This is a genomic window from Caulobacter sp. GW821-FHT11E11 (assembly GCF_058808315.1).
This window is the reverse complement of the sequence record NZ_JBXARO010000001.1, coordinates 587,524-604,510: the sequence shown is the minus strand read 5'-3', so window position 1 is coordinate 604,510 and position 16,987 is coordinate 587,524. Positions and strand designations below refer to the sequence as shown.

The window sequence follows — 16,987 nt, the reverse complement described above, 5'->3', positions numbered from 1 at the left end:
GGGTCCTTATAGCGATGTTTCGCGACATTGGCGAGACGGCGAGCCCGCCCGTGAGAATGATTTATTACTTAGCCAAGATGAGGAAGCCGCGCGGGCATCCGTCTACAGGATGAGCCCGTATCTTCGGCTGTGCGCGGCGGAAGCCAGGTTTGACCACCTCAAGGGCATGGACGAACCCGCGTCGGTCGGCCACAAGGGCTGAAATGCTCAAGGAAGGAGCGAATGGCGGCGCGGGCGTTCTCGTGCGTCGTTCCTTCCGGAACCAGAACACACGCCGTCGACGCCCAGTAGAGGCGCCAGGGGGACTGAATGAACAAACGCTTCGCCTTCATGATCGTCGGGGCCATGGTCCTGGGCGTCGTCACCGGCTGGGCCTGCAACCAGTACCTGGACCCGACGCAGGCCGCCGAGGCCTCCAAGTGGTTCAAGCTGGGCACCGACCTCTTCCTGCGCCTGATCAAGATGATCATCGCGCCGCTGGTCCTGACCACGCTGATCGCCGGCATCGCCCACATGGAAGACGCCGCCTCGGTCGGCCGGATCGGCGTCAAGACCATGGGCTGGTTCATCAGCGCCTCGGCCGTGTCGCTGCTGCTGGGCCTGCTGATGGTCCACCTGCTGCAGCCCGGCGCAGGCCTGGTGCTGCACGACGCGGCCTCGACGGTCGCGCCGCCGGCGGCCTCGACCGAAGGCTTCACCCTTCAGACCTTCATCACCCACCTGGTGCCGACCTCGATCTTCGACGCCCTGGCCAAGAACGAGATCCTGCAGATCGTGGTGTTCAGCCTGTTCGTCGGCACGGCCGTGGCCTCGCTGGACAACAAGGCTCCGCACATCATGGAGCTGGCCGAGCAGGGCGCCCAGATCATGCTGAAGGTCACCGGCTTCGTGATGAAGCTGGCCCCGCTGGCGATCTTCTGCGCCCTGGCCTCGTCGATCGCCACCCAAGGCATCTCGATGCTGGTGGTCTACGGCAAGTTCGTGCTGGGCTTCTACGCCACCATGGGCGTGCTGTGGGCGCTGCTGTTCGTCGCCGCCTTCCTGGTGATCGGCAAGCGCGTCTTCCCGCTGTTCGGCGTGATCCGCGACCCGGCCCTGCTGGCCTTCTCGACCGCTTCGTCGGAAGCCGCCTATCCGCGCATCCTGGACGGCCTGCCCAAGATCGGCGTGCGCCGCCGCATCGTCTCGTTCGTGCTGCCGCTGGGCTACTCGTTCAATCTCGACGGCTCGATGCTGTACTGCACGTTCGCCACCATGTTCATCCTGCAGGCGCACGGCGTGCACCTGTCGATCCAGCAGCAGATCTTCATGCTGGCCCTGCTGATGGTGACCTCCAAGGGCATCGCCGGCATCCCGCGCGCCTCGCTGGTGGTGATCATGGCCACCCTCACCCACTTCGGCATGCCCGACGCCTGGATCGCCCTGGTCCTGGGCGTCGACCACCTGCTGGACATGGGCCGCAGCGCCACCAACGTCGTCGGCAACAGCGTCGCCGCCGCCGTGGTCGCCAAGTGGGAGGGCGAGCTGGACGACATCGTCCCCGACGAGGCCGAGCCGGCCAAGGCCTAAACCCTTTAGCCGCAAGGCTTTGACGAGAGCCCGCCTCCCCCTCGGAGGCGGGCTTTTTCGTGTACAGTTTCAAATGTACAGTAAAAACTTGACTTCGCCCCTCGGAGGCCCAATCTCTTGATCCGAGGGACCTTTTAGGACGACCACGCCATGAGCAAGCTCACCCACGTCACGCGCGCCGCGCTGATCGGGCTGGCTATCGCCGCCGGCCTGGGCGCGACGGCCGCTTCGGCGGCTCAAGGCGACGCCCCGACCAAGGCGACCAAGCCCGCCCGCCAGTGCTTCTACCTGTCCGACTGGCGCGGCTGGAGCGCCCCGGACAAGAACACCCTGTATCTGAAGGTCCGCAACCGCGAGGTCTATCGCGTCGACCTGTCGTACGGCTCCAACCAGCTGACCTGGCCGGGCAACCACCTGGTCTCGGTGGTGCGCGGCACCGACAGCATCTGCAACCCGCTGGACCTGGATTTGCGGGTGTCGGACGGCACGGGCTTCTCCATCCCGATCCGCGCCAAGTCCATCACCAAGCTGACGCCGGAACAGATCCAGGCGATCCCCAAGAAGGACCGGCCCTAGGCCTGACCAACGGCCGTCTCCGTCAGGAGGCGGCCGCGTTCAGCAAAGCCACGATCATGGCGTTGGCGGGCGTCTCGATGCCGTGCGCCGCGCCCTTGCGCACGATGACGCCGTTGCGGGCGTCCAGCTCCATCGGCCGGCCGGCGGCGCGATCGGCGTGCAGCGAGTTCATCGAGTCCGCCGCCTGGCCGCGATAGCCGGCGATCACCGCGTCCGGCAGGTCGTCGGACAGATCCGCGCCCTCGGCCCGGCCCACCAACACGCACTCGCGCACCAGGCTCCGCATCACCGCAGCGGCGCCCTCGTCATGGGCGACGACAGCCGTCTTCAGGACCAGCGCATTGACCGCCCCGGCGCAGTTCAGCGCCAGCTTCTTCCAGGCCTCGGTGACGAAGTCGTCGACTGCGTCGAGCTGGATCGGCGTATGGGCGAACAGGGCCGCGAAGCCCTCGCCGGCCGCGCCCGCCGGGACCTTGATCCAGCCATTGCGCCGCTGCAGCACCCGCCCCGGCGCCGAGCGCTCGGCCGGGATGTCGACCACCGCCGGGACCAGGTTCTCGGCCGCGACCTTGCCGGCGAACGGAGCTGTGTGCTCGACGCCGTTGCGCAGGATCGCCACGCGGGTCTGCGGACCGACCAGCGCTGAGAGCCACGCCATCGTGCTGTCGGTGTCGTAGGTCTTGGTCGCGACCAGCACCCAGTCGACGGGCGCGAGCCCCTCCGGCGAGGTCGCCACGCGCGGACTGGCCGTGATCGGCCCCTCGGGCGTCTCGACCGCCAGGCTCTCGAACGGCGTGCGCACACAGACCGTCACCGCATGCGCTGGATTCTGCGCCAGCCACGCCGCCACCGTGCCGCCCACGGCCCCCGGGCCGATCACCGCGATGCTGGTCATGCTGAAGCTCCGTTCGACGCAAACCTCCTGATAGGTCGCGATCACGACGGGGTCACGAACTTCCATACGCCCAGAACGACGAAGGGCGGGACCTCACGGCCCCGCCCCTCACCACGCCCCTCGTAAAAGGCTTATTCCGCCGGCGTCAGGTCCGAGCGCTTCTTCATCATCTCGTCGAAGCTGCCCCACACGCCCTCGGCGCCGTGCCATTGGCCCTTGGTCGCGGCCTTCGAATACTCGGTCGCCCGGGCTTCGAAGAAGTTGGCGTGCTCGACGCCCGACAGCAGCGACTGCAGCCAGGGCAGCGGGTTTTCCTTCACGCCGTACACTTCCGGCAGGTGCAGCTGGCGCAGGCGCCAGTCGGCGATGAAGCGGATGTACTGCTTGATGTCGTCGGGCGTCATGCCCTGGATCTCGCCGGCCTCGAAGGCCAGGTCGATGAAGTTGTCTTCCATGCCGACCACGGTCTTGCAGCAGTCGACGATGTCGGCGGCCACGGCCGGCGTGACGCACTGCGTCTCGGCGTTGAACGCGTGGTACAGCTTGATGATGCCTTCGCAGTGCAGGCTCTCGTCGCGGATCGACCACGAGACGATCTGGCCCATGCCCTTCATCTTGTTGAAGCGCGGGAAGTTCATCAGCATCGCGAACGAGGCGAACAGCTGCAGGCCTTCGGTGAAGCCGCCGAACATGGCCAGGGTGCGGGCGATGTCGGCATTGGTCTCGACGCCGAACTTCTGCATGAAGTCGTGCTTGTCGCGCATGGCCTGGTATTCCATGAACGCGCCGAACTCGCTTTCCGGCATGCCGATGGTCTCAAGCAGCAGCGCGTAGGCCGCGATATGGATGGTCTCCATATTGGCGAACGACGACAGCATCATCTTCACTTCGGTCGGTTTGAACACCCGGCCGTAGCGCTCCATGTAGTTGTCGGCGACCTCGATGTCCGACTGCGTGAAGAAGCGGAAGATCTGCGTCAGCAGGTTCCGTTCCTTGTCGTTCAGCTTGACGGCCCAGTCCTTGAGGTCCTCGCCCAGCGGCACCTCTTCCGGCATCCAGTGGACCTGCTGCTGCTTCTTCCAGAAGTCGTAGGCCCACGGATAGCGGAACGGCTTGTAGGCGCCGGAAGGGGTCAGGAGGCCGGGCAGGATGAGCGAGGAAGCGGACATGGCGAACCCTGGGCGCGAGAATCGTGGAGGAGCGATATGGTGCTCTTACCCTACCAAAGCCCTCCCGTTCATCTAGTGGTTCTGATGTCGCAGCCACACAAGATGTTGTGAGCGGCGTGTGGATAAGTCGGAGAGCTTGACCATGTCGACCTATCGGATTTTCAGCGCCCTGGGCTCGGGCGGCGTGCCCGTCGAGGCCGCTATGTCCTTGATCGGCCTGCCCTACGAGATCGTCGAGGCCCCCACCTGGGAAGGCGAAGCCGAGCAGGCCAAGGTCGCCACGGTCAACCCGCTGAAGCAGATTCCGGCCCTGGTCACGCCCGACGGCGAGACCATCACCGAGAGCGCCGCGATCCTGATCTGGCTGGCCGACCGCTACCCCGAGGCGAAGCTCGGCCCGACGATCGACGACCCGCGCCGCGCCCAGTTCCTGCGCTGGATGACCTTCATCCCGGCCTCGATCTATTCGCTGTTCTGGGTGCGGGATGACCCGTCACGCCTGGGCGGACCGGATCCCGAGGTCGGCGCGCGGATCAAGGCCGCGACGGCCGAGCGGATCCTCGACTGCTGGGCGATGATGGAGAGCCAGCTGACGCCGGGGCGGTACCTGCTGGGCGACGAGCTGACGGTGCTGGACCTCTACGTCACGGTGGTGAGCCGCTGGGGGCCGCGCCGGGTGCGATTCTACGAGGCGGCGCCGAGGATGGCGGAGGTGGTGCGCCGGGTAGACGCCGATCCGAGGCTGGCGGAATTCTGGCCGAAGCGGTTCCCGTTCTTCGAAGGCTGGGAGCGGCTGGGGCAGCAGGCCTAGGCGCTGTGCGTCCTTCGAGGCGCGCTCCTGAGCGCGCCTCGAAGGACGCACAGCGCTAAAGCTTCGCAAACCAACCCTGGGTTATGCTCGCGCATCTGCTCGGGAGGGTCCCATGGAATTCATGCTGACGATCCTGGTCATCGTGACCCTGTGCATGCTGCGTCCCGTCTATGCCGAGTTCAAGTCCGGCGAGTACGCCGTGGGCAAAACCGTCGGCGTCGTGGTCCTGCTGGGCGGCTACTGCGCCCTGGCCTGGGTCGGTTCAATGGCCTGGAGCAACACCCTGCCGCCTGACCTGGCCGAAGGCCCGATGGCCGTGATCGCCGGCTTTTGCGGCTTCCTGATCTTCCCGGCCCTGTTCGTCGTCCCTTGCTTCCTGGCGATGATCCTGGCTCAGGTTCTGACCGGCGCGTGGTGGCTGATGCGGGGACGGCCGACGACCTGAGGCGGGTGTTTTATTGCGCCGGAGCGAGCCCTGCGCCGCCTCGCCGCATCATTCTTCCCCGGCCCACCCTTTACGCAGCCCAGCTTCGCCGCTAGAAGCACCCTCGATGCAATTCGCCGCGACCCCAATTATTACCCGCAAAACGACCCGCTTCGGTGGGGCGGCGGGTATGCGCGCGATCTAAGCGGCATCCTCGAACCAGCCCCGCCGAATGGCGCGGGGCGGCTCTCCTTCACGAGATCTAACAGCTCCCCGCGCTCCTAAACACCAGGAGTACGCACCGCTATGAGCTTCAAGTTTTCCCGATCCAATCCGCCGCGCGTCGGCGTCGTCGGCGCCACCGGCCTGGTCGGCGGCATGATGCGTGAGCTGCTGGCCGAGCGGGACTTCCCGCTGGCCCAGCTTCGCCTGTTCGCTTCGGCCCGCTCGGCCGGCACCAAGGTCGACTTCAAGGGCGCCGAAGTGGTCGTCGAGGACGCCTCGACCGCCGACTTCGCCGGCCTGGACATCGTGTTCTTCTCGGCCGGCGGCGACACCTCGCGCGTGCTGGCGCCCAAGGCCGCCGCGGCCGGGGCCGTGGTGATCGACAACAGCTCGGCCTGGCGCTCGGACCCGGACGTGCCGCTGGTGGTGGCCGAGGTCAATCCGCACGCGCTGAACAACATCCCCAAGGGCATCGTCGCCAACCCCAACTGCACCACCATGGCCGCCATGCCGGTGCTCAAGCCCCTGCACGAGAAGGCGGGCCTGAAGCGCCTGACCGTCAGCACCTATCAGGCCGCGTCGGGCGGCGGGGTCGAGGGCATCCAGGTGCTGTCCGAGCAGCTGCGGGCCGGCGCCGAGGGTGACCTGGACGGCCTGGCCGCCTCGCCGAACGCCGCGCCGCTGCCCGAGCCGCGCAAGTGGGCCGTGCCGCTGGCCTACAACGTCGTGCCGCTGAACTACGTGCTGGGCGAGGACGGCTACACCGAAGAAGAGCTAAAGCTGCGCGACGAGAGCCGCAAGATCCTCGAGATCCCCGGCCTGCCTGTCAGCGGCACCTGCGTGCGCGTGCCGGTCTTCACCGGCCACTCGCTATCGATCAACGCCGAGTTCGAGCGTCCGCTGTCAGTGGCTGAAGCAACCGAGCTGCTGGGCGCCGCGCCGGGCGTGGTGGTCGAGGCCGTGCCGAACCCGCTGGCCGCCACCGGCCAGGACCCGGTGTTCGTCGGCCGCATCCGTCCGGACCCGACCGTCGCGCACGGCCTGGCCCTGTTCGTGGTCGGCGACAACCTGCGCAAGGGCGCGGCGCTGAACGCGGTGCAGATCGCCGAAGTGATGCTGGACGCCTAAGGCTCAAGGGGCGAGCGGCTAGACCGCTCGCCCCATCGGCCAGTGCACATCGACCTCCGCCGCCAGGAAGTCGATGAACGCCCGCACCCGCGCCGGTAGCGGGCCCGCATGCCCGACATAGACGGCGCTGACCGTCTCCAGCTCGCCGGAATTGAACTCGTCCAACACCGGGACCAGCCGGCCGGCCCGGATGTGGTCGATGATGTGGAAGATGCCCAGCTTGGTGATCCCCTGCCCGGCCAGGGCCAGGTGCGTGGCGCTCTCGCCGTCGCCGACCAGAGCGCTGCCTTGGGCGGGGTAGCTGACCCGCTCGCCACCGATCACGAACGGCCATTCATCGGACTGGCGCGAGAAGTTGAAGGTGATCAGGTCGTGGTCGGCCAACTCATCCGGATGCTTCGGCGTCCCTCGTCGCGCCAGATAGTCGGGCGAGGCGACCAGGACTGTGCGGCTGTCGCCCAGCTTCCTGGCCACAAGTTGCGAAGGCCGCATCGGCCCCACCCGGATCGCCAATTCAGCGCGTTCGTCCAAGAGATCGATCACCTGGTCGGTCAAGGTGACGTCGACTTGCACCTGCGGGTTCAGGGCCACGAACTTCGGGACCAGGGGCAGCAGGTGATGCAGACCGAACGGCACGTTGGAATTGATCCGCAGCCGGCCGCGCGGCACGGCGCAGGCGGCGACCGAACGCTCGGCCTCGTCCAGATCGGCCAGCACCCGCAGAGAGCGCTCGTGGAAGATCAGGCCCTCGGCCGTTAGCTGCAGCTTGCGCGTCGAGCGCATCACCAGGCGCGAGCCCAGCCGCGCCTCCAGCCGCGCCACGAGCTTGCTGACCGCCGAAGGAGTCATCGCCATCGCCTTGGCGGCGGCGGTGAAGCCGCCCTCTTCGACGACGCGGGCGAAGACTTCCATCTCGCCCGACCGGTTGATGTCCGAGCGCGCCATCATGCCCTCAAGTCACAAGTGAAGTTCCTGACCGCAATCTAATTCATCGAACAGAAAGGCGCCATCTGATGGTCCGCACCAAACCGGAGCCGGCCGCCATGCCCCTCGCCCTCTATGCCCTGACCGTCGGCGCCTTCGGCATCGGCGTCACCGAATTCATCATCATGGGCCTGCTGGTGCAGGTCTCCGCCGATCTCGGCGTCTCGATCCCAACCGCCGGCCTGCTGATCACCGGCTACGCCCTGGGCGTCTTCGTCGGCGCGCCCGTCCTGACCCTGGCCACCCGCCGCCTGCCCCGTAAGACCACCCTGCTGGTGCTGATGGCGATCTTCACCCTGGGCAACATCCTGGCCGCCATCGCCCCGACCTACGGGATCCTGATGGGCGCGCGCCTGGTGACCGCCCTGGCGCACGGGACCTTCTTCGGCGTCGGCTCGCTGGTCGCCGTCTCGCTGGTCCCGCCCGAGCGCAAGGCCTCGGCCATCGCCATCATGTTCACCGGCCTGACCATCGCCACCCTGCTGGGCGTGCCGTTCGGCGCGTGGCTGGGCCTGGCCTTCGGCTGGCGGATGGCCTTCTGGGCCGTGGCCGGCGTCGGCGCCGTGGCGCTGATCGTGCTGGCCGCCGTGGTGCCCAGCGTCCAGGAGAAGGTCGAACCCGCGCCGCTGCGCGAGGAGTTCGCCGTCCTGGCCCGTCCGCAGGTGCAGCTGGGCCTGGCCATGACCGTCCTCGGTTTCGGCGGCGTGTTCGCGGTCTTCACCTACATCCAGCCGATCCTGATGGAGCTGGCCGGGTTCTCGAAGGAGGCCGTGTCGCCGATCCTGCTGGTGTTCGGCGCGGGCCTGGTGGCCGGCAACCTGGTCGGCGGTCGCTGGGCCGACAAGGGGCTGAACGCGGCCCTGGTCGGCACCCTGATCGCGCTGACCGTCGTGATGGGCGGCTCGGCCCTGGCCTTCCATAGCCAGGTCGGCGCGGTGATCGCCGCCTTCCTGCTGGGCGCGGCCGCCTTCGCCACCGTCGCGCCGCTGCAGATGCGGGTCCTCTCGCAAGCCGGCGGCGCCGGTCAGGGCCTGGCGTCGAGCCTGAACATCGCCGCCTTCAACCTCGGCAACGCCTTCGGCGCCTGGCTGGGCGGGACGGTGATCGCCCACGGCCCGGGCCTGTCGGCCGTGCCCCTGATCGCCGCCGCCGTGCCGCTGTCGGCGCTGGCCCTGGCCTTCTTCAGCCTGTCCCTCGAGCGCCGCACGCCGGCGCTGGCTTAGGAGAAACTCCGATGGAATATCGCACGCTGGGCCGTTCAGGCCTGAAGGTCCCCGCCTTGTCGTTTGGCGCCGGCACGTTCGGCGGCCAGGGCCCGCTGTTCTCGGCCTGGGGCGATACCGACGTCGCCGGCGCCCGCCGCATCGTCGACATCGCGCTCGACGCCGGCATGACCCTGTTCGACAGCGCCGACGTCTATTCGAACGGCGCGTCCGAGGAGATCCTGGGCGCCGCCCTGGACGGCCGCCGCGACCAGGCGCTGATCTCGACCAAGCTGGGCCTCAACGGCGGCGCTTCGCGCAAGGCCCTCATCCCGGGCGTCGAGGCCGCGCTGAAGCGCCTGAAGACCGACCGCATCGACCTGCTGCAGCTGCACGCCTTCGACGGCACGACGCCGGTCGAGGAGACGCTGTCGGCGCTGGACGACCTGGTCCGGACGGGGAAGGTCCTGTACGTCGGCGCCTCCAACTTCTCCGGCTGGGAGCTGATGAAATCCCTGGCCGCCGCCGATCGTGACGGCCGGCCGCGCTATGTCGCCCACCAGGCCTACTACTCGCTGGTCGGCCGCGACTACGAGTGGGAGCTGATGCCGCTGGCCGCCGACCAGGGCGTCGGGGCCATGGTCTGGAGCCCGCTGGGCTGGGGACGCCTGACCGGCAAGATCCGCCGCGGCCAGCCGCTGCCGGAAACCAGCCGCCTGCACGACACCGCCGACGCCGGTCCGCCGGTCGACGACGAGCGCCTCTACCGCGTGGTCGACGCCCTGGACGCCATCGCCGCCGAGACCGAGAAGACCGTGCCGCAGGTGGCCATCAACTGGCTGCTGCAGCGCCCCACGGTGTCCAGCGTGATCATCGGCGCCCGCACGGAAGAGCAGCTGCGTCAGAACCTGGGCGCGGTCGGCTGGAACCTGACTCCCGAGCAAGTCGCGCGCCTGGACGCGGCCAGCGCCGTGACGCCGGCCTATCCCTACTACCCGTACTGGCGCGAGGGCGGCTTCAAGACGCTCAATCCGCCGCTGGTTTAGTCTCGCCCCAGCACCTTACGCAGGAAGGCGGTCATCTCGGCCTCGCGGCGGGCGTCGGGCTTGTCCTCGAGCACGCCACGGCGACCTTGCGGGATGTGCTCGGCGGGGTCGCCATTGGCGTGGAAGACATAGTGCTCGAAGAAGGCCCGCCAGGCGTTGCGCCGCTTGGCGGGCAGCCGGCGCACGTTGCGCAGGGCGTGGACGAAGGCGTCGAACGGTTGGCCGCCCGGCATGTCCGCCGGCTCCCACCAGTAGTTGACCAGCATGTTCAGCGGCCCGGTGGCCTGGACGTGGTGCCACCACAGGGTCGGGATGTAGATCGCGTCGCCAGGCTCGAGGTCGGCGACCAGGGCGGCCTCCAGCGCCTCGGCGAACTTGGGGAAGCGCTCCAGGTCCGGGTTGTCCAGCGCGACCATGCTGACCGGCCGCCCGGCGGGCGTGAAGTCCAGCGGACCGATATAGAGGTTGCCGACCTGGTCGGGCGGAAACAGCGTGAAGCGTCGCCGGCCGCCCACCACCACGGCGATGTTGTCGGACATGTCGTGGTGGGTCTGGATGATCGAGGCGTTGCCCAGCCACAGGCGCGGCTGGATCTTGTCGTCCAGCAGATCGAGCGCGTTGTCCCGCTCGAAGCCCGGCAGCACCGGCCCGATCGGGGTCGAGCCTACATAGATGGCCGGTGGCTCGGGATGGTCGGCCAGCCGCAGCAGCTCGTCCAGCGCCTTGCCCAGCGGGGCCGAGCGGCGGTCGAAGTTCATGCCCCGACCGCTGTCGTCATAGAAGAACCGCCCGCCGATCGCCGGCGCGCCCAGCATGGCCTCGACCACGGCGCCCTTGTCGAAGCGCTTGAGATAGTCGGCCAGGGCCTGGGGCGAGGTCCGCGCGGCCTGCACCGCCGGCCAGTCGCGGGCGATCCCGCGCAGCACCGTGGGCTGATAGAGGGGCGTCAGGTCGCGGGCGAAGGTCTCGGCGTCGACCTCGAAGATTTCGGACGGCCGACCGGGCGGAGACATCAGGGGACGCGACTTTTCGACAGGGTGAGCAGCGGCACGCTAGGGTCAGAAATCGGTGAAGGCGTTACCGAACGTTGCAGTCGCGCAAAGAACCGCCGATCCGCCTCGCCAACGTCCCGGAAACTGCTAAGCAGCGCGCATGCTGACCGATCCGTTCTTCTATGCGGTGGCGATCCCCGCCGTGATCCTGTTGGGCCTGGCCAAGGGCGGGTTCGCCGGCATCGGGGTGGTGGCCGTGCCGCTGATGGCCCTGGCGGTGTCGCCGGTCATGGCCGCCTCGATCACCCTGCCGATCCTGCTGGTCCAGGACGTGGTCAGCGTCTGGGCGTTCCGGAAGAGCTGGGACAAGGGCCTGCTGATCCTGATGCTGCCGGCCGCAGCCGTCGGCATCTTCCTGGGCTGGGCGCTGGCCGCCTTCGTCAAGGAGGCCGCCGTCGAGCTGGCCGTGGGCGCGATCTCGGTGGTGTTCGCCCTGCAGCGCCTGTGGGCCGAGCGCGCGGTCAAGGCCGCCGCCCAGGTAGAGGCCGGGCCCGCAAGGCCGTGGCTGGGCGCCCTGTGCGGCGCGGCGGCCGGCTTCACCAGCCAGATCGCCCACGCCGGCGGCCCGCCCTTCCAGATCTACGTCCTGCCCCGCCGCCTGGCGCGCGACACCTTCATCGGCACCAGCGCCATCTTCTTCGCCGTCGTGAACTGGATGAAGGTCCCGGCCTATGTCGCCCTGGGCCAGTTCACCCCCAAGGTGCTGGCCACCGCCGGGGTGCTGCTGCCCCTGGCCATCGCCTCCACCTGGGCCGGCGTCTGGCTGGTGCGCCGCGTGCCCGCCGAGGGCTTCTACAAGGTCATCTACGTCCTGCTGGTCGCCGTCGGCGGCAAGCTGGCCTTCGATGGCGCGCGCGGCCTGTTTTTTTGAACGCTTTTCTGGCCGATCGTGTCGCCGAAGCCCTTTCCCCGCCACGATGATCAACGCTTATATGTCACGGAACCGTCCTAGGGTTCGGACGTAGTTGCCATACGAATGGGCGGGCTATGACTGCGAGCACCAACACCGACATGGCCGTCACGACGGCTCCCGTTACGACGCACTATCCCACGCCGGCCGCCAAGTGCGCCGACCTGATGGTGCACCTGGCCGGCCTGGCCTTCGCCCTCCTGGGCGGCGGCATCCTGCTGGGCCTGGCCTTCGGCATGGGCGATCTCAAGCAGGTCGCCGCGGTCAGCGTCTACACCGTGGGCCTGATCCTGATGCTGTCGCTGTCTACCGCCTACAACTTCGCCAAGGCCCGCTGGCGGCCGCTGCTGCGCCGCTTCGACCATGCCGGCATCTTCGTGATGATCGCCGCCTCGTACACGCCCTTCACCACCCAGAACCTGCATGGCTGGTGGGCCATCGGCATGACCTCGGCGGTCTGGACCGTCGCCGTCGTCGGCGTGGCGGCCAAGCTGTTCCTGCCTGGCCTGGACAAGCGTTTCTGGGTCGGCCTGTACCTGGCCCTGGGCTGGCTGGTCCTCGTGGCCATCAAGCCGATGATCGAAGGCCTGTCCTGGGTGGCCCTGCTGCTGCTGGCCATCGGCGGCCTGGTCTATTCCACCGGAACCATCTTCTACCTGATGCGTCGCCTGAAGTTCCGCCGCGCCATCTGGCACGGCCACGTGATCGGCGGCGCCGGCCTGCACTATGCGGCCGTCCTGGTGGGCGTGGTGCTGGCCAGCACGCACTAGAGGACCGCCTTGGACAAAGACCCGAACGGCAAGATCAGCCTCCAGGGCTTCTTCAAGGATTGGAAGGCCGCCGATCCGCTGCGGGGCAAGCGCCTGCCCGCCCCGCCGTCCGACCGCCATGTCGAGGCCGCCGGCTTTCCGGGCGTGCGCCTCTCGGTCGACCAGGCCGATGACGCCCTCAAGAGCGCCGCCGACCGCCTGGCGCCGCTGCGTTCGCTGATCGGCCGCGACGAGTTCAACATCCTGGCCCTGTCGGGCGGCGCGGCCGGCGGCGCCTATGGCGCGGGCGTGCTGACGGGCCTGTCCAAGAGCGGCCGCCGTCCCGACTTCGCCATCGTCACCGGGGTCAGCACCGGGGCCCTGATCGCCCCGCTGGCCTTCCTGGGCGCGGCCTGGGACGAGCGCCTGACCGACGCCTATGTCGGCGGCCACGCCACCGAGCTGCTCAGCCTGCGCCGCCTGGCCCCGGCGCTGGGCCCCAGCATCTTCAAGGGCGAGAGCCTGGACGCCCTGGTCGAGACCTTCGTCGACCAGGAGATGGTCGAGGCCGTCGCCGTCGAGCATGCCAAGGGCCGGCGTCTGCTGATCGCCACCACCAACCTGGACAGCCAGCGGGCCGTGGTCTGGGACATGGGCGAGATCGCCACCCACGGCGGCGACAACGCCCTGAAGCTGTTCCGCAACCTGCTGGTCGCCTCGTCCTCGGTGCCGGGCATCTTCCCGCCCAAGCTGATCGAGGTCGAGGTCGATGGTCACGTCTATCAGGAGATGCATGTCGACGGCGGGGTCGCCGCGCCGCTGTTCCTGATGCCCGACGCCCTGCTGCACTGGCGCAACCTCGGCCCCCGCTTCCGGCGCGGCCGGGTGCACGTGATCGTCAATACGGTGTTGGATCCCTCGACCCAGTCAACGCCGCCGGGTGTGGCCTCGATCATGAGCCGCAGCTTCGACACCATGCTGCGGTTCTCTTACCGCCAGGCGCTGAGTCTGGCCGCCGGCTTCTGCTCGCGCCACAACCTGCCGCTCAGCGTGGCCTCGATCCCCAACAGCTTCGAGGGCTTCAACCTCCTGAAGTTCGAGACCGACCTGATGCGCGGCATCTACGACGCCGGTCACCAGCTGGCGCTGGACGGCGGGGTCTGGACCAACGCCGTCGAGGAGCAAAGCCTGTGGCGCGGCCTGTTCCGCAAGCAAGCGCCTCCGATCTCAGCCGGCGCCGGCGTCATCATCCGCGACGAACCCGGCCCGGTCGGCATCGAGGCGCCGCTGGAGCCTTAGGGGCGAGGTCGCTCTTGGGTGGAAATTCGACGTTTGTTCTGGCAAACTTCCGCCGTTGGGAGATGTCGAGATGGACGGTTGGTATGACGGCTTCGGGCTCTACCACGGCCGCAACGACTCCCGGTTTATCGTGCCGAAGCGCATCCCCATGATGGGGTGGACGATCAATGTGTCGCATCCCTTCGCGCCTGTGTTCTTGGTTGCACTAGGCGTCCTGTGCGGCGTGGCGATAGTGGCGCAGGCGCTCGCTTAGGTCTGGCAAGGGTCGAAAGCCGACGTCCCAAACATCGTTCAGCCACGGTTCACACGGCCAAGCTCTAAGCTCGCCCAAGCACAGCCTTGGGGAGCCGCCAGATGCGTCGTTTGCCGATACGGAGCCTGGTCGTCGCGGCGGGCGTCACGGTCGCCGCGATCGTCGTCGCCAGCTGCGCGACCATGAGCCAGGAGCAGTGTCTGCAGGGCGACTGGCGCGGGGTCGGCTATGGCGACGGGGCCAGCGGCTATCCGATGAGCCGCATCGAAAACCACGCCAAGGCCTGCGCCAAGAGCGGCGTCACGCCCGACGCCTCGCTCTATGCGCAGGGTCGCACCGAGGGCCTGGTTCGCTACTGCACCGAGATGAGCGGTTTCGCCGTCGGGCGCGACGGCGGTGTCTATTCCAATGTCTGCCCCATACCGGCCGAGAGCGCGTTCCTGGGCGGCTATGCCGATGGCGAGCGGGTCTATCGGGCCACCCAGCGGCTGGAGTCGGCCAGGTCCGACCTCAGCTCGGCCGATAACCGGGCCGACAAGCGCGCGCGTCAGGCCGACGGTGTCGAGGACGAGCTGCGCAATCCCAAGCTCACCGACGAGCAGACCCGCGAGCTGCGCGACCGCCTGCAGCGGCTGCGCCGCGAACGCCGCGAGGCCATCGAGGACGGCCGCCGGGCCGAGGCCGCGATCCGCGACGCCGAGCGCGAGGTCGACGACCTGAAGGCGCAGCTGTCACCGCACTACGGACGCTGGCTCTAGGCGCCGCACGCTCCAACATCCGAAAGGTTCCAGAGCCGGTCCTGAAATTTTCGTGTGTTGTCGCCGGCGACACGCGCGGCAGTATCGCGCCCGGAGAGGGAGCCCATTCATGAACACCGACTTTCGCCAAGGCGATCTGCTGATCCGCACCGGGATCGACCTGCCGCACCTGGGCGTCTTCGCCGGCCAGGTCTATGAGGTCGAGGCGTTCGAGGCGCACCAGTCCGAGGGACTGTTCCTGAAGGGCTGGATCGAAGGCTTTGATCCGCTGAACTTCCGCCCGCATCAGGCGGTGGCGAGCTAGGCCTTCTTCAGCCAGCGCGCGCGCAGCTTGGCCACGTTCGGCGGGTCGCTGCGGAAATCCGACGCCAGGCCCAGGCGGGCGTTGCACGACGGGCAGCGCACCGACTCCTCGTCGGGGATGTCGGTCGGCGGGTCGAAGCGCGTGCCGCACGGCTTGCACTTCCAGTCGCCGACCACGGGCGCCGGAGGCGGCGGCGCGACCGGTTGCGCGGACGGCGTGAAGACCGTGGTGCGGGCCGACGGCTTGACCATGCGTTCGAGCGGCGGCGGACCGCCAGGCGCGGCGACCGCGCTCTTGAGGCTCAGGGTCTTGCGGCGCGGGGGCTCGCTCTCGCTCATGGTCTCGCTAATCTTAAGGGAATGGGGGGCTTGAGAATAGGACCCGGGCTTGCTGCATGAAAGCGGCCGGAAACACAAGCTTTATAGGGCGAAAGCCTTTTACCAGTGCGGTTTCAGGCTGAACGACAGGGCCACCACGTCGTCCTTTTGCGTGGCCAGGCCCATGATGCCTTCCTTGGCCTTGATCTCGCGGTGGATGTAGCCCAGCGAGGCCTGCATGGGGCCACGTCGCCAAGCCACGCCCGCCTGGCTGTCGCCGATCAGCTTGCTGGTGACGTCCTGGGTCAGGCCGCCACGGCTCCAGTCGCCGTTCTGGCCGCGCAGCATGTTGAGGCCCACGGCCCGGCCGCTGGCGGCGGCGAAGATGTACCAGCGCCCGCGGTCGCCATAGGCCTCGCCGCCTTCACGCACGCCCAGGGCCTGGTTCACCCGGTCGCCCATGTTCTTCTTCTTGCCCAGGCGCACGGTGGCGCCGGCCTCGGCCGAGCCGCCGGCTCCGCCATAGCCGATGCCGGCGTGCGGGGTGACGTCGAGGGCGAACCTGCGGCCCTGCAGCGACACCGCCGCCGGCCAGCCGCGCGTGAGGGTCACGTCGACGTCCTGGACGTCGTAGGCGTCGCTGTCAGGGCGAACGAGGGTCAGGGGCGCGACGGCGGCGGTCTTGGCCACACCGGCCATCGAGACGCGCACACTGTCGATCGGGCCGCCGGCCTGGGCCTGGCGGGTGAAGGCGTTCGAGCGCCAGGTCACCGGACCCGCGCCGTCATAGTAGCGGTCGGCGTCGAGGATGCGGGCGTCGCCGGCGATGCTGGCGGCCGGCGAGAGGGCAAAGCCCCCTTCGAGCTCGGCCTCGGGGGCGTCGATCTGGCGGGCCATGAAGCCGGTCGCGCTGCCGGGATCCAGCGGGCGCAGGCTTTCGGGTTTCACCTGGAAGGAAATCGGTGTGGTGGGCTTGTCGGAGGCCGAAGCGGCCTTATCTGACGGCTTGAGCTTGGCGGTCTTGGTGGCCGCGCAGGCCGTCCCCGCATGAGCGGAGACCATGGCCATAAGCATGGCCACGAGACAAAACACGCTACGCTCCCCAGCGCTCCGCATCGCGGATTCCCCAATCCAACACAGGTTCAGCCTACGCGCTTCGTGGGATGTGTCCATCGTGACGAATGCGCACATGGTGAACCCGCCATAAACCTCCGAGGTTCCGCCCGATTTCGGACACAAAGGAGAATTGGAGGCGCGATCGCTGGCGCCCCAATGGGCACAAACGAAAACGGCGGCGCGATCGCTCGCGCCGCCGT

Annotated in this window: 19 protein-coding genes; 13 read left to right on the top strand and 6 right to left on the bottom strand. The window is 68.3% G+C overall.

The annotated features are described in order from the left end of the window. Positions 1 to 309 precede the first annotated feature (309 nt). Together AC1RR5_RS03070 and AC1RR5_RS03065 are read left to right on the top strand one after the other, a co-directional pair. Positions 310 to 1,569: a dicarboxylate/amino acid:cation symporter gene (locus AC1RR5_RS03070; RefSeq protein ID WP_492919620.1), complete on the top strand. Its 1,260-nt coding sequence runs from the start codon at positions 310 to 312 to the stop codon at positions 1,567 to 1,569. 150 nt (positions 1,570 to 1,719) lie between these two features. Then, the gene (locus tag AC1RR5_RS03065) at positions 1,720 to 2,145 is read left to right on the top strand and encodes a DUF6491 family protein (RefSeq protein WP_492919619.1); all 426 of its coding nucleotides are present in this window, start codon (positions 1,720 to 1,722) and stop codon (positions 2,143 to 2,145) included. Between the two features lie 22 nt (positions 2,146 to 2,167). Here the strand turns inward: AC1RR5_RS03065 and AC1RR5_RS03060 are convergent, their stop codons facing one another. Both AC1RR5_RS03060 and AC1RR5_RS03055 read right to left on the bottom strand, forming a co-directional pair. After that, positions 2,168 to 3,040 (bottom strand): 2-dehydropantoate 2-reductase, encoded by an 873-nt coding sequence (locus AC1RR5_RS03060; protein ID WP_492919618.1) that lies wholly within the window; start codon positions 3,038 to 3,040, stop codon positions 2,168 to 2,170. Between the two features lie 131 nt (positions 3,041 to 3,171). Further along, positions 3,172 to 4,209 carry a ribonucleotide-diphosphate reductase subunit beta gene (locus tag AC1RR5_RS03055; protein ID WP_492919617.1) on the bottom strand — a complete coding sequence of 346 codons (1,038 nt, stop codon included), beginning with the start codon at positions 4,207 to 4,209 and terminating at the stop codon, positions 3,172 to 3,174. Positions 4,210 to 4,351: 142 nt separating this feature from the next. Between AC1RR5_RS03055 and AC1RR5_RS03050 the strand changes: the two genes are divergently transcribed. The 3 genes from AC1RR5_RS03050 to AC1RR5_RS03040 all read left to right on the top strand — a co-directional run bounded on the left by AC1RR5_RS03050 (position 4,352) and on the right by AC1RR5_RS03040 (position 6,797). Continuing rightward, complete coding sequence (locus tag AC1RR5_RS03050; protein WP_492919616.1) at positions 4,352 to 5,020, top strand: glutathione S-transferase family protein; 669 nt, start codon at positions 4,352 to 4,354, stop codon at positions 5,018 to 5,020. A gap of 112 nt (positions 5,021 to 5,132) precedes the next feature. Next, positions 5,133 to 5,465, top strand: coding sequence for a hypothetical protein (locus tag AC1RR5_RS03045; RefSeq protein ID WP_492919615.1), 333 nt, complete (start codon positions 5,133 to 5,135; stop codon positions 5,463 to 5,465). A 285-nt stretch (positions 5,466 to 5,750) separates the two neighbouring features. After that, a complete protein-coding gene (locus AC1RR5_RS03040) occupies positions 5,751 to 6,797 on the top strand; it encodes an aspartate-semialdehyde dehydrogenase (RefSeq protein ID WP_492919614.1) in 1,047 nt (348 codons plus the stop codon). Between the two features lie 18 nt (positions 6,798 to 6,815). Here the strand turns inward: AC1RR5_RS03040 and AC1RR5_RS03035 are convergent, their stop codons facing one another. Further along, positions 6,816 to 7,742, bottom strand: a complete 927-nt coding sequence (locus AC1RR5_RS03035) for a LysR family transcriptional regulator (protein ID WP_492919613.1) — start codon at positions 7,740 to 7,742, stop codon at positions 6,816 to 6,818. 68 nt (positions 7,743 to 7,810) lie between these two features. Here AC1RR5_RS03035 and AC1RR5_RS03030 point away from each other — a divergent pair, with 68 nt between their 5' ends. Continuing rightward, entirely contained in the window at positions 7,811 to 9,004 is a 1,194-nt protein-coding gene (locus AC1RR5_RS03030) for an MFS transporter (protein ID WP_492919612.1), read from the top strand. Between the two features lie 11 nt (positions 9,005 to 9,015). After that, positions 9,016 to 10,029: an aldo/keto reductase gene (locus AC1RR5_RS03025; protein ID WP_492919611.1), complete on the top strand. Its 1,014-nt coding sequence runs from the start codon at positions 9,016 to 9,018 to the stop codon at positions 10,027 to 10,029. Here AC1RR5_RS03025 and AC1RR5_RS03020 read toward each other — a convergent pair. Then, positions 10,026 to 11,042: a cupin-like domain-containing protein gene (locus AC1RR5_RS03020; RefSeq protein WP_492919610.1), complete on the bottom strand. Its 1,017-nt coding sequence runs from the start codon at positions 11,040 to 11,042 to the stop codon at positions 10,026 to 10,028. The genes AC1RR5_RS03025 and AC1RR5_RS03020 overlap by 4 nt on opposite strands. Before the next feature lie 139 nt (positions 11,043 to 11,181). Here AC1RR5_RS03020 and AC1RR5_RS03015 point away from each other — a divergent pair, with 139 nt between their 5' ends. The 6 genes from AC1RR5_RS03015 to AC1RR5_RS02990 all read left to right on the top strand — a co-directional run bounded on the left by AC1RR5_RS03015 (position 11,182) and on the right by AC1RR5_RS02990 (position 15,354). Then, complete coding sequence (locus AC1RR5_RS03015) at positions 11,182 to 11,952, top strand: sulfite exporter TauE/SafE family protein (protein ID WP_492919609.1); 771 nt, start codon at positions 11,182 to 11,184, stop codon at positions 11,950 to 11,952. A 116-nt stretch (positions 11,953 to 12,068) separates the two neighbouring features. Beyond that, positions 12,069 to 12,761 (top strand): PAQR family membrane homeostasis protein TrhA, encoded by a 693-nt coding sequence (trhA, locus tag AC1RR5_RS03010; RefSeq protein ID WP_492919608.1) that lies wholly within the window; start codon positions 12,069 to 12,071, stop codon positions 12,759 to 12,761. 9 nt (positions 12,762 to 12,770) lie between these two features. Further along, the gene (locus AC1RR5_RS03005) at positions 12,771 to 14,039 is read left to right on the top strand and encodes a patatin-like phospholipase family protein (protein ID WP_492919607.1); all 1,269 of its coding nucleotides are present in this window, start codon (positions 12,771 to 12,773) and stop codon (positions 14,037 to 14,039) included. A 70-nt stretch (positions 14,040 to 14,109) separates the two neighbouring features. Then, entirely contained in the window at positions 14,110 to 14,292 is a 183-nt protein-coding gene (locus AC1RR5_RS03000; protein ID WP_492919606.1) for a hypothetical protein, read from the top strand. Between the two features lie 101 nt (positions 14,293 to 14,393). Then, entirely contained in the window at positions 14,394 to 15,050 is a 657-nt protein-coding gene (locus AC1RR5_RS02995; protein WP_492919605.1) for a DUF2799 domain-containing protein, read from the top strand. Between the two features lie 109 nt (positions 15,051 to 15,159). Then, entirely contained in the window at positions 15,160 to 15,354 is a 195-nt protein-coding gene (locus AC1RR5_RS02990) for a hypothetical protein (RefSeq protein WP_492919604.1), read from the top strand. On the opposite strand, the gene AC1RR5_RS02985 is transcribed toward AC1RR5_RS02990, so the two are convergent. After that, the gene (locus AC1RR5_RS02985) at positions 15,351 to 15,692 is read right to left on the bottom strand and encodes a hypothetical protein (protein WP_492919603.1); all 342 of its coding nucleotides are present in this window, start codon (positions 15,690 to 15,692) and stop codon (positions 15,351 to 15,353) included. The genes AC1RR5_RS02990 and AC1RR5_RS02985 overlap by 4 nt on opposite strands. 99 nt (positions 15,693 to 15,791) lie before the next feature. Continuing rightward, entirely contained in the window at positions 15,792 to 16,787 is a 996-nt protein-coding gene (locus AC1RR5_RS02980; protein ID WP_492919602.1) for a lipid A-modifier LpxR family protein, read from the bottom strand. Between the last annotated feature and the right edge of the window lie 200 nt (positions 16,788 to 16,987).

Bases quoted from the DNA above. Each gene is read 5' to 3' on its own strand.
- AC1RR5_RS03070 (WP_492919620.1), top strand. From the start codon at position 310: ATGAACAAACGCTTCGCCTTCATGATCGTCGGGGCCATGGTCCTGGGC.
- AC1RR5_RS03065 (WP_492919619.1), top strand. From the start codon at position 1,720: ATGAGCAAGCTCACCCACGTCACGCGCGCCGCGCTGATCGGGCTGGCT.
- AC1RR5_RS03060 (WP_492919618.1), bottom strand. From the start codon at position 3,040: ATGACCAGCATCGCGGTGATCGGCCCGGGGGCCGTGGGCGGCACGGTG.
- AC1RR5_RS03055 (WP_492919617.1), bottom strand. From the start codon at position 4,209: ATGTCCGCTTCCTCGCTCATCCTGCCCGGCCTCCTGACCCCTTCCGGC.
- AC1RR5_RS03050 (WP_492919616.1), top strand. From the start codon at position 4,352: ATGTCGACCTATCGGATTTTCAGCGCCCTGGGCTCGGGCGGCGTGCCC.
- AC1RR5_RS03045 (WP_492919615.1), top strand. From the start codon at position 5,133: ATGGAATTCATGCTGACGATCCTGGTCATCGTGACCCTGTGCATGCTG.
- AC1RR5_RS03040 (WP_492919614.1), top strand. From the start codon at position 5,751: ATGAGCTTCAAGTTTTCCCGATCCAATCCGCCGCGCGTCGGCGTCGTC.
- AC1RR5_RS03035 (WP_492919613.1), bottom strand. From the start codon at position 7,742: ATGGCGCGCTCGGACATCAACCGGTCGGGCGAGATGGAAGTCTTCGCC.
- AC1RR5_RS03030 (WP_492919612.1), top strand. From the start codon at position 7,811: ATGGTCCGCACCAAACCGGAGCCGGCCGCCATGCCCCTCGCCCTCTAT.
- AC1RR5_RS03025 (WP_492919611.1), top strand. From the start codon at position 9,016: ATGGAATATCGCACGCTGGGCCGTTCAGGCCTGAAGGTCCCCGCCTTG.
- AC1RR5_RS03020 (WP_492919610.1), bottom strand. From the start codon at position 11,042: ATGTCTCCGCCCGGTCGGCCGTCCGAAATCTTCGAGGTCGACGCCGAG.
- AC1RR5_RS03015 (WP_492919609.1), top strand. From the start codon at position 11,182: ATGCTGACCGATCCGTTCTTCTATGCGGTGGCGATCCCCGCCGTGATC.
- trhA (WP_492919608.1), top strand. From the start codon at position 12,069: ATGACTGCGAGCACCAACACCGACATGGCCGTCACGACGGCTCCCGTT.
- AC1RR5_RS03000 (WP_492919606.1), top strand. From the start codon at position 14,110: ATGGACGGTTGGTATGACGGCTTCGGGCTCTACCACGGCCGCAACGAC.
- AC1RR5_RS02995 (WP_492919605.1), top strand. From the start codon at position 14,394: ATGCGTCGTTTGCCGATACGGAGCCTGGTCGTCGCGGCGGGCGTCACG.
- AC1RR5_RS02990 (WP_492919604.1), top strand. From the start codon at position 15,160: ATGAACACCGACTTTCGCCAAGGCGATCTGCTGATCCGCACCGGGATC.
- AC1RR5_RS02985 (WP_492919603.1), bottom strand. From the start codon at position 15,692: ATGAGCGAGAGCGAGCCCCCGCGCCGCAAGACCCTGAGCCTCAAGAGC.
- AC1RR5_RS02980 (WP_492919602.1), bottom strand. From the start codon at position 16,787: ATGCGGAGCGCTGGGGAGCGTAGCGTGTTTTGTCTCGTGGCCATGCTT.